Source organism: Acidovorax sp. KPB24-07 (assembly GCF_057543315.1).
Genome location: NZ_BAAJYS010000196.1, coordinates 1 through 7,052 on the forward strand (window position 1 = coordinate 1; position 7,052 = coordinate 7,052).

General features: G+C 66.7%; 9 protein-coding genes. 3 read left to right on the plus strand and 6 right to left on the minus strand.

From position 1 onward, the window contains the following. The first annotated feature begins 179 nt into the window (after positions 1-179). The 3 genes from AC27IQ_RS16765 to AC27IQ_RS16775 are packed head-to-tail and all read left to right on the plus strand — an operon-like array spanning position 180 to position 3,065. Positions 180-737: a recombinase family protein gene (locus AC27IQ_RS16765; protein WP_487090128.1), complete on the plus strand. Its 558-nt coding sequence runs from the start codon at positions 180-182 to the stop codon at positions 735-737. A 22-nt stretch (positions 738-759) separates the two neighbouring features. After that, on the plus strand, positions 760-1,536 hold the full coding sequence (gene gloB, locus AC27IQ_RS16770; RefSeq protein ID WP_487090132.1) for a hydroxyacylglutathione hydrolase: 777 nt from the start codon (positions 760-762) through the stop codon (positions 1,534-1,536). Further along, a complete protein-coding gene (locus AC27IQ_RS16775; protein ID WP_487090129.1) occupies positions 1,533-3,065 on the plus strand; it encodes a transglycosylase SLT domain-containing protein in 1,533 nt (510 codons plus the stop codon). Before gloB ends, AC27IQ_RS16775 begins: the two co-directional genes overlap by 4 nt. A gap of 84 nt (positions 3,066-3,149) precedes the next feature. Here the strand turns inward: AC27IQ_RS16775 and AC27IQ_RS16780 are convergent, their stop codons facing one another. The 6 genes from AC27IQ_RS16780 to AC27IQ_RS16805 form a co-directional block, all read right to left on the minus strand. Further along, a complete protein-coding gene (locus AC27IQ_RS16780) occupies positions 3,150-3,302 on the minus strand; it encodes a DUF3096 domain-containing protein (RefSeq protein WP_272547845.1) in 153 nt (50 codons plus the stop codon). Between the two features lie 175 nt (positions 3,303-3,477). Continuing rightward, positions 3,478-4,530, minus strand: a complete 1,053-nt coding sequence (locus AC27IQ_RS16785; RefSeq protein ID WP_284428531.1) for an ABC transporter substrate-binding protein — start codon at positions 4,528-4,530, stop codon at positions 3,478-3,480. A gap of 167 nt (positions 4,531-4,697) precedes the next feature. Continuing rightward, positions 4,698-5,102: an MAPEG family protein gene (locus tag AC27IQ_RS16790; RefSeq protein ID WP_487090130.1), complete on the minus strand. Its 405-nt coding sequence runs from the start codon at positions 5,100-5,102 to the stop codon at positions 4,698-4,700. Between the two features lie 65 nt (positions 5,103-5,167). After that, positions 5,168-5,758 carry a recombination mediator RecR gene (gene recR / locus AC27IQ_RS16795; protein ID WP_284400952.1) on the minus strand — a complete coding sequence of 197 codons (591 nt, stop codon included), beginning with the start codon at positions 5,756-5,758 and terminating at the stop codon, positions 5,168-5,170. Positions 5,759-5,841: 83 nt separating this feature from the next. Beyond that, on the minus strand, positions 5,842-6,174 hold the full coding sequence (locus tag AC27IQ_RS16800) for a YbaB/EbfC family nucleoid-associated protein (protein ID WP_272568985.1): 333 nt from the start codon (positions 6,172-6,174) through the stop codon (positions 5,842-5,844). A 90-nt stretch (positions 6,175-6,264) separates the two neighbouring features. Continuing rightward, positions 6,265-7,052 (minus strand): DNA polymerase III subunit gamma/tau C-terminal domain-containing protein (locus tag AC27IQ_RS16805; RefSeq protein ID WP_487090131.1); only part of this gene is annotated, 788 nt, incomplete at its 5' end.

Sequence of the window (7,052 nt, forward strand, 5' to 3'; positions counted from 1 at the left end):
CCACGCAGTGGATGCGCCCTGCATTTTTTTCTGACCAGGCGCTTATGTCCTACTACCTTTTGGGGCCGGCATTTTGAGCTTTTACCAAGTGGGAAAAACAGCAAGATTTCCTGCAGGAGGAACCTTTTATGCGCTTGATTGGATACGCCAGAGTCTCGACCCGTGAGCAAGAAACCCGCATGCAGCTGGACGCGCTCGCTGCAGCTGGAGTGGGCACGATTTACGAGGAGAAGGCCAGCAGCATCGGCCAGCGGTACGAACTGCAGCGCTGCCTGAAATCCCTAACACGGGGAGATGTGCTTGTGGTCTACAAACTGGACAGGGTAGCCCGCTCGCTGGTAGATCTACTGTCGATCCTGGATCGGATCAAGCTGGCCGGCGCCGAGGTGCGCAGCCTGAACGAGCCGCTGGATACGACGAGCCCGATGGGCGTGTTCATGCTGCAGGTCCTGGGCGCCGTGGCCCAGCTCGAACGCGGCATCATCAGGGAGAGGGTGATTGCCGGCCAGGTGGCGGCGATTTCTCGGGGGCAACGGCATGGCAGGCCGCGCACGTTGACACTGGAACAGGAGGCCGAGGTCCGTCAGTTAGTTTTGCTCGGAGCGACTCAGGCCGAGATTGCGCGACAATTGCAGGTTAGCCGCGCTGTCGTGGATCGAGTGATGAATCCTTGGCGGACGCGTTATGCGCCACAGAGACCCGTTTTAGGGCCATTGCTGAATGCCCCAACGAAGTGACGAAGTAATGATTTCATCGCTCATGAACTTGCTGCCGCTGCCCGCCTTTACCGACAACTACATCTGGATGCTGCACGACGCGCAGGCTGCGGTCGTGGTCGATCCGGGAGAAGCGGGCCCGGTGTTGCAGGCATTGCAAACCCTGGACCTGCCATTGCAGGCGATTCTAGTCACGCACCACCACGCCGATCATGTCGGCGGCGTGCCGGCGCTGCGCGAGGCCACAGGCGCCCGCGTCTTCGGCCCCGCGCACGAAACCGTGCCCGAACCCATCACCCGCCTGGTGCAGGGAGACACGGCCGAGGTGCTGGGCCTGCGCTTTCAGGTATTCGACGTGCCCGGCCACACGGCGGGGCACATCGCCTATTACGCCCCCGATGTGAACGGTACCCCCGTGCTGTTCTGCGGGGACACCCTCTTTTCCGGCGGCTGCGGCCGGCTGTTCGAAGGCACGCCCGCGCAGATGCAGGCGTCGCTCGACACCCTGGCCGCGCTGCCAGGCGACACCCGTGTGTGCTGCGCACACGAGTACACGCTGTCCAACCTGAAGTTCGCCCGGGCGGTGGAGCCCGGCAACGGGGCGTTGCGGCAGTACACCCGCGACTGCGAGGCGCTGCGGCAGCAGGGCCGGCCCACGCTGCCCTCGCGCCTGGCCACCGAGCGCGACATCAACCCTTTCCTGCGCACGCGGCAACCCACGGTGGCCCAGGCCGCCCGGGCCTTCGATGCGCAGGTCGATCCCCAAGATGCAGTGGCCGTTCTCGCGGCGCTGCGCCAATGGAAAAACGAGTTTCAATGAAAATTTTGCACATCCTGGGCCTGGCAAGCGTGGTCTGGCTCACCGGCTGCGCCACGCAAGGCACCCCGCCCGGAAGCGCCGCGAACAAGGACGGTTCTTCGCCGGCCACCACCGACACCTCGTCTTCGTCCTCCCACACGCCTCTGATCCCCTCCGGGCCGCTGCAGCCGATCTCGGCCGTGCAGGCCAGCAACGGCGAGGTGGCATCGCTCTACGCGCCCTCCGACCTGTGGGACCGCATCCGCCGCGGTTTCGCCATGCCCGACCTGGACCAGGACCTCGTGCGCGACCGCGAGCAGTGGTATGCCACGCGCCCCGACTACATGCAGCGCATGACCGAGCGCTCGAGCAAATACCTGTTCCACATCGTCGAAGAGCTCGAGCTGCGGGGCATGCCCACCGAACTGGCCCTGCTGCCCTACATCGAGAGCGCCTTCAATCCGCAGGCCGTCTCCAGCGCCAAGGCCGCCGGCATGTGGCAGTTCATGCCGGCCACCGGCAGCGACTACCAGCTCAAGCAGAACGCCTTCCGCGACGACCGCCGCGACGTGCTGGCCTCCACGCGCGCCGCACTCGATTACCTGCAGCGCCTGTATGGCATGTTCGGCGACTGGCACCTGGCATTGGCCGCCTACAACTGGGGCGAAGGCAGCGTGAGCCGGGCCATCGCCCGCAACCAGAAGCTGGGCCTGGGCACCAGCTACACCGAACTCACCATGCCGGCCGAAACCCGCATGTACGTGCCCAAGCTGCAGGCGGTGAAGAACATCGTCGCCAACCCGCAGGCGTTTCGCACCGAACTGCCGCTGATCGAAAACCACCCCTACTTCCAGACGGTGGACATCACGCACGATATCGATGTCTCGCTGGTGGCCAGCCTGGCCGGGGTGCGCGAAGAGGACTTCCGCGCACTCAACCCCTCGCTGCACCGCCCCGTGATCCTGGCCGCGGGCATGCCGCAGATCCTGCTGCCCTGGGACAACGCCAAGGTGTTCCTCAAGAACCTGGAAGCCCACCGCGAAGGCCAGTACGCCAGCTGGACGGTGTGGAGCGTGCCCACCACCATGACGGTGGCAACCGCTGCCCAACGCGTCGGCATGAGCGAGAACGACCTGCGCAACGTGAACCGCATTCCGCCGCGCATGATGATCAAGGCGGGTTCGGCCCTGATGGTGCCCCGTGCCACGACCACGCGCCAGGACGTGTCCAGCCAGGTGGCAGACAACGGGCAGGTTGCTTTCACGCCGGAAATCGTCACGCGCCGCACCACGGTGCGCGCTGGCAAGCGCGACTCGGTCGCCAGCATCGCCAACCGCTACAAGGTGAGCGCCGCCAATGTGGCCGAATGGAACGACGTCAAGGCCAACGCCGCCTTCAAGGCCGGCCAGCAGGTCGTGATGTACCTGCCGGTGAAGCTGGCCGCCACCTCGTCCGCGCGCCCGGCGATCAAGCAGACCTCCACGCGAGGCGCCAAGGCCCCTGCGGCCCCCACCCGCAAGGGTGGAACGCCCTCGCGCAAGAAGCGCTGAGCGGCAGCCAGGCCGAATCAAGGCATCGCCCTGAAGAGGCTGGCCGTCCAGCGCGTGTGCGGGGCGGCCCGGCAAGCATGCGCTTCAGAGGCGCAGGTTGTGCATGCCGACCAAGCCCAGCACGCCCATCACGATGAGGTACAGGGCCACGATGTAGTTGAGCAGGCGGGGCATGACCAGGATCAGGATGCCTGCGATCAGGGAAACGAGGGGGCCGATACTGAGGTTCAGCGACATGGAAAGATCCTTGTTGGAGTGATGGAATGAAGGAGCGCAACCGGTGCATTGCAGCGCCGCGGTGAGACCGACGCCGGCGCGCCCTCGACTCTATCGCCACACCCTTGCCGCCGTGTGTCGGACAGTTCAGCCAAAGTGCCGGCCGGCGCAAGCAGGCACCGCAGGGACCTGCCCCTCAGGCATTGAACTTCTGCTTGGCCTTGCGCGCGAATTCGTTCGTGAACGTGCGCCCCAGATCGATCTTGAGCGGCGCCAGTTCGGATCGCAGGCGGGCCACCACCCGCGCCGCGTTGGCCGGGCCGTCATCGGGCATGAGGCCGTCGGGCGAGAAGGTGTCCCGCACCTTGTGGAATGCCGCCAGATAAGCCCCCCGCTCGCCCAGCAGGTACCCGGACGGCACGGCCCGCACCAGGTCGGCCGGGCTGGCTGTCTGCAGCCATTTGAGGGCATGGACCATGGCATTGGCCAGGGCCTGCGAGCGGGCCGGCTGCTTTTGCACAAACGACTGCGGCGCATAGAGGCTGGCGGCCGGCATGGTGCCGCCGAACAGCTCCTGCGACCCTTTGAGTGAGCGCGTGTCGCACAGCACCCGCACCTCGGCGCGCTGCTCCAGCGCGCTGACGATCGGATCGGCATGGCACAGCGCATGCACCCGCCCCTGTCGCAGCGCGGCCACCGCCCCCAGGGCGGAGCCCACACCGACAAAGGACACCTCGTCCAGCGGCGCGCCATCCCGCGACAGCATCAACTGCGCCACATGGTGGGTGGAAGACCCCAGGGCCGACACGCCCACGCGCATGCCCTTGAAGCGGCTCACGCTCTTGACGGGCCATGCCCGTGTCGATGCCGCCAGGGCCAGTTGCGGCGCCCGCCCCTGCAGCACGATGGCGCAGTAGCTGCGGCCCTGCAGTTGCTGACGCAGCACGTGGTCGTACGCGCCCGAGCACACATCGGCCTCGCCGTCCTGCAACGCCTGCAAGGCCAGGGCGCCGCCCGGGTAGTCCTGAACCACCACGTGCAACCCCTCGGCCCGGAAGAAGCCCAGCTCCTGAGCGATGGTCAGCGGCAGGTGGTACAGCAGCCCCGAGCCCCCGACCGCCACCCGCAGCGGACCGGTCCCAGCCTTGAACGGCGACGGCACCGCCAAGGCATCCGCGCCCGCCCAGGCCGCCATCGAGAGGGCGGACAACGTACCGAAGTGGCGGCGGCGGATGCGAGGAAAATCCATGGGGAAAAGCGAATTCAAGGAAATGCTGCAGTGCAGCAATCGTGCCACCTGCGCGCAGCCGCCCCGTCAGGGCAATCCCTGAGGGACAGGCACGGAAAGTCGGGTTAATGGATGGATGCCAGGGCGATCCAGGCGGTGGATTGCCGCGGTACCACCGCGGCGGCGCCTCAGCGGTAGCCGATGAAGAGAATGGCGATGTTGACCACCAGCGCCCCGAGCCACACGGCACTGCGGGCGGTGGGCAGGTCGGACACGTACATCATCACGTAGAAGACGCGCAGCATCACGAAGAGGAACGCCAGGATATCGAGCAGCGTCTGCCCGGCCCCCAGTTGGTGCGCGATCACCACCGCACCGATGAAGAACGGCAGTGCTTCGAAGGTGTTGGACTGTGCGGCCAGGGCACGGGCGCGCCAGTCGGTCTGCCGGGAGGCCCATCCACGCGGATCGCGGTTGTCCGACACCTGGAAGCTGCCGCGCTTGGCGATCAGGGCGCACCCCGTGGGCAGCAGCGCCATCAGCAGCACGCACCAGTAGGCGACGGTGAAATGCGCCACATGTAGGGAATTCATGGTTCAAGCCTTTTCGTGCTCCAGCGCCATTGAACATTGCGCTGGCAGCTATCAATTTTATAGTGTCAGCGGCGATCGACCAGCGCATGCGCGATGGTGCCCAGGTCCACGTATTCCAGTTCGCTGCCCACCGGAACACCGCGGGCCAGCCGGGTGACGTGCAGCCCCCGGCTCTTGAGTGCCTCGCTGATGACATAGGCCGTGGCCTCGCCCTCGGCCGTGAAATTGGTGGCCAGAATCACCTCCTGCACCACGCCATCGGTGGCCCGCTCCATGAGCTTTTGCAGCCCGATGTCCTTCGGCCCCACTCCGTCCAGTGGCGACAGCCGCCCCATGAGCACGAAGTACAGCCCGCGAAACGCCGCCGTGCGCTCCAGCGCGGCCTGATCGGCCGGGGTTTCCACCACGGCCAGCCGGCTGGCATCGCGTTCCGGGTCCAGGCAGGTGTCGCACACCGCGGCTTCGGTGAAGGTGTGGCAGCGTTCGCAGTGGTGCACCGACACTGTCGCTTCATGGAGCGCCCGCGATAGCACCTCGGCGCCTTCGCGGTCGTGCTGCAGCAGATGGAAGGCCATGCGCTGTGCCGACTTCACGCCCACGCCCGGCAGGCGGCGCAGCGCCTGGACCAGGGCATCGAGGGAATTGGTGTCGGACATGCAAGGCGCCGTTCAAGAATCAAAGAGACATGCCCGCGAAAGGCAATGAAAGGGTGCGGCGCGCCCGGCGGCCGCCACCTGGATCAGAAAGGGAATTTCATCCCGGGAGGCAGCCCCGGCATGCCAGCAGTCAGCTTGCCCATCTTTTCCTGCGAGGTTTCTTCTGCCTTGCGCACCGCCGCATTGAAGGCGGCCGCCACAAGGTCTTCGAGCATGTCCTTGTCATCGGCCAGCAGGCTGGGGTCGATGGTCACGCGCTTGACGTCGTGCTTGCAGGTCATGAGCACCTTCACCAGGCCCGCGCCGGATTCGCCTTCCACTTCGATGTTGCCGAGTTCGTCCTGGGCCTTCTTCAGGTTGTCCTGCATGGCCTGGGCCTGCTTCATGAGGCCGGCGAGTTGTCCCTTGTTGAACATGTGAGTTTTCCTTTTCTGATGGGAATGAAGGGGAGGCTTGAATGGAATGAATGAATCAACGAATCGTCTGGAGGATGGCAACGCCTGCCGTCATGCCGGCTTGATGCTGCCCGGCACGATCTTGGCGCCGAAGTCCCGCACCAGCGTCTGCACGTACGGGTCGTTGTGCACGATCTCCTCGGCCAGGCGCTGGCGCTCTGCCGCGGCGGCCGCATTGCGCCGGGCCGGGCTGTCGATGACCACGCCCAGTTCGACGCTGATCTGGGTCGCATGGCCCGCGGCCTCCAGCGCCGCCCGCAGGCGCTCGCGCGCCACGGGCTGGTTGAGCGATTCACGCTCCACGCGCAGCAGCCAGTGTCCGGCGTCACGTGCCACCAATTGGGACTGCAGGGCCAATTCCCGCACCAGCGCCGCAATGGCCTCGGCAGCCACGAGTTGCTGCACGGTGGCGTGCCAGACATCGCCCTCTTCCGTGGCCGTGTAGCGGGCGGATGCGGGAAGGGAGCCCGTCGGCGCGAGCGGCTGCAGGCGCGCGCCCGGCTCGGGAGCGGTGCGCACGGGGATCGCCATGTATTCGGGCGCCGACGGCGCCGACGCCACTGGTCGTTGCGCTGGCACAGGGGCTGGAGAGGCCGCGCGGCGGAAATCATCGGGCGAATGGACGGGTAGCCGCACCGGCGAGGCTGCCGGCTGGGGCTCGCCGGGAGGGGGCTGCACCGGCGTGCCGGCGTCTTCCCACGCGGGCGTGGAATCGGGCGCAGGCACCGGCAGGGCTGCGACGGATGGTTCCGGCTCGGCAACGGGGGCGCTGGTGGTCTGCGGCGGCATCGGCTCGGCAGGCACGGTCGCTGCAGGCGCGCCCGCATCGCGCGCCGGTT

Bases quoted from the DNA above. Each gene is read 5' to 3' on its own strand.
- AC27IQ_RS16765 (WP_487090128.1), top strand. From the start codon at position 180: ATGCAGCTGGACGCGCTCGCTGCAGCTGGAGTGGGCACGATTTACGAG.
- gloB (WP_487090132.1), top strand. From the start codon at position 760: ATGAACTTGCTGCCGCTGCCCGCCTTTACCGACAACTACATCTGGATG.
- AC27IQ_RS16775 (WP_487090129.1), top strand. From the start codon at position 1,533: ATGAAAATTTTGCACATCCTGGGCCTGGCAAGCGTGGTCTGGCTCACC.
- AC27IQ_RS16780 (WP_272547845.1), bottom strand. From the start codon at position 3,302: ATGTCGCTGAACCTCAGTATCGGCCCCCTCGTTTCCCTGATCGCAGGC.
- AC27IQ_RS16785 (WP_284428531.1), bottom strand. From the start codon at position 4,530: ATGGATTTTCCTCGCATCCGCCGCCGCCACTTCGGTACGTTGTCCGCC.
- AC27IQ_RS16790 (WP_487090130.1), bottom strand. From the start codon at position 5,102: ATGAATTCCCTACATGTGGCGCATTTCACCGTCGCCTACTGGTGCGTG.
- recR (WP_284400952.1), bottom strand. From the start codon at position 5,758: ATGTCCGACACCAATTCCCTCGATGCCCTGGTCCAGGCGCTGCGCCGC.
- AC27IQ_RS16800 (WP_272568985.1), bottom strand. From the start codon at position 6,174: ATGTTCAACAAGGGACAACTCGCCGGCCTCATGAAGCAGGCCCAGGCC.